Below are 2,332 nucleotides of genomic sequence, written 5' to 3'. Positions count from 1 at the left end.
GAACAGGTGGCCGGCTTCGTTTCGGAATCAATGGCCGGCTTCATCGGAATACGCATCCCCTGTTCATTTGAGATTTTTCGATGGGGAATGAGGGCTGCTATCGAGCCTCGCACAATCCAATGCGCTGGCAGCAAACGGCGGCAAACATCCGCCTGAACCAGCAGTCCATCTAAGCATCTTGGGCCCATCTTCGCGAAGTCGTGGACACGCTACGACGGTTCAGATTGGTCGATTAGGCGCAAAGATCGGATAGGGCTGATAAGCCAGCCTAATTAATGGCCATTCGGCATCTGAGGTGATCCTCTCACGCCGGGATACGGGAACCTCGGCAGCTAGGCTGCCTTGGCGACCGCGGTTCCGAGACGACGCACGGGCTGATGCCCACGTATCTGTATCAATCGGCTTAGCCCGCCCGTGGACGACCAGCGCCCTGCTCAAAATGTTGATCGCCGCGCTGTGGTCGCGGTGCGAACCAGCCAGCCGCCGCCGGCATGGCGACGCTCGGAGAGCGCCTTTCTCCGCTGCGTGCGATGCCAACTGAGTGCCCAGACTTCCGGCGAGGCAGGCCTCATTTACGTTCCATCAAGAAACAGGGAGTTATGGTGCATTGTCCCCGCCGCTCAGAGGAGCGAGACGGCGACTTCTGCATCCCCCGCATCAGCAAGCACGTCGCGCAACTCCTCGCCTGGACAGGCTCGGAGCTGCAACCGCCACGCTTTGCCGGGGTGCTCCACTCTGCTGGAGAAAGCGCATGCATTCCTCCCCAAAGCCTGTCGAAACTCCAATCGAGTCGTTGCTAAGGCTGCTTGCAGCCAACGAAGCGCGGCGACTGCTGTCAAACGCTGCAAGGCCGTTCAGGTCACCGATAGACCCGGAGGACGTGACCGATTTACGCGTTATCAAAAAAAGCAAGAAAAATAACACGAGAGACTTGTAAGTGCAATTCATAGACCTAAGTGGGGAATCCCAGGGGCGCCAATCCATGGATTGCCCCGTGTTGAGGAGTTGCATTTTGAGTGAGTCAGCTCGCCCTCTCCCGCCTGTTCCTCGTTACGCACGTTTTTCTAAGGACCCCGAACTGGGGGCGCGGCAGATGTCCGCGCGCATGGAATACCTGACCGACCCGTTCATGCCCCCGAAGGAGCCCAAGCCCCTTCCTGCGAAGGTGGCGATCTACTGCCAGGGCAAGCACGCCGAGCAGGTCGATCGGCAGCGCAGCCGCTGCCTGTCGTTTGTGAAGACCCACTTCCCCGAAGCTGCCATCGAGATTTTCGAAGACACTGGGCGGCCGGCGAGCGAGTTGATCAAGCTGCGGGTCGGCCTCTACCGCGGTAAATTCGATGCCGTCGTCGTAGACGACCTCGACCGCTTCGGCCGCAACTTCAACGCCACCCAGCTGATCATGGCGCGGCTGCTGATCACTGAAACGCGATTGTACACGGTCCTCTCTGGGGCGAACGAAATCGCCCTCTCGCGGTCAGTACTTTGGGCGTCGGTGGCCCTCCTGGAGCAGGACAACCGGGTTTGCACCATCGGACGCGACTGGTGGGACGAGGCAGATGAAGCGGCGTTGACCGCCGAATAGCTCGATCAATCGATCTCTGGCGGCTCCGGTGTGATCGGAGCCGCGCCCTTCTCTTCCGATGCATTTGAGCGACCACGCCGCTGCCGCGGCGGCGATGGCGCTCGCTTGTTGAAAGGCCGAAAGATGTCGAACGATAAACAGACCGCCAACGCCAATGGTGCCGCGCTCAACAGCCTGTTCTCGCCGCGCTTTCTGGCGAACGCGGAGTTGCAGGCGGGAAGGGGAGCAAGGCGCGTGCAGCTGGCGCGCGCCACAGTGGCTTACTGCCGTCGGTCGAAAGAGGTCGAGAATCTGTCGATTGATCGCCAGAAGGAGCGGGCGGCAGCCTACGCGAAAGGGCATCTCGGTGACGAGATCGCCCACTTCTACGCCGACGAAGGCATCACTGGTGAGACTGCGGTGCGCCCCGATTTCGAGCGATTGATGAAAGATGCTCAAGCCGGGCTTTTCGACACTATCGTGGTCGAAGACGTGGACCGCGTTGGCCGAACTTTCGGCGTGATCGGCAATACCTGGGACACTTTCAAGGAGCTCGGCATCAAGTTGCACACCGTCTTCAAGGGCGGCGAAGTGAGCAATGTCGACATTGCGTTCAAAACCCTGGCTGCGACGGAGCACCAGGTTGCCCTGCGCTCCCGGTCCCGCGACGGGGTGGATCGCGCGATCAAGGATGGGCGCGTAGTAGGCACGCTGTGAAACGGCCCCCGAATTCCCCGGACAGGTCTCACCCTTAAAATAAGGGTTGGG

At 60.3% G+C, this 2,332-nt stretch carries 2 protein-coding genes; both read left to right on the top strand.

The window, feature by feature from the left end; translation table 11 throughout:
* The first annotated feature begins 1,105 nt into the window (after nucleotides 1-1,105).
* Entirely contained in the window at nucleotides 1,106-1,585 is a 480-nt protein-coding gene (locus ACODTJ_RS29065) for a recombinase family protein (RefSeq protein WP_488851690.1), read from the top strand.
* Between the two features lie 123 nt (nucleotides 1,586-1,708).
* Entirely contained in the window at nucleotides 1,709-2,281 is a 573-nt protein-coding gene (locus tag ACODTJ_RS29060) for a recombinase family protein (RefSeq protein ID WP_488851688.1), read from the top strand.
* Nucleotides 2,282-2,332: the final 51 nt, after the last annotated feature.

The organism is Allobosea sp. FG18 (assembly GCF_057809495.1).
The sequence above is the reverse complement of the archived record's forward strand: the minus strand, read 5'-3'. Positions and strand labels throughout refer to the sequence as shown.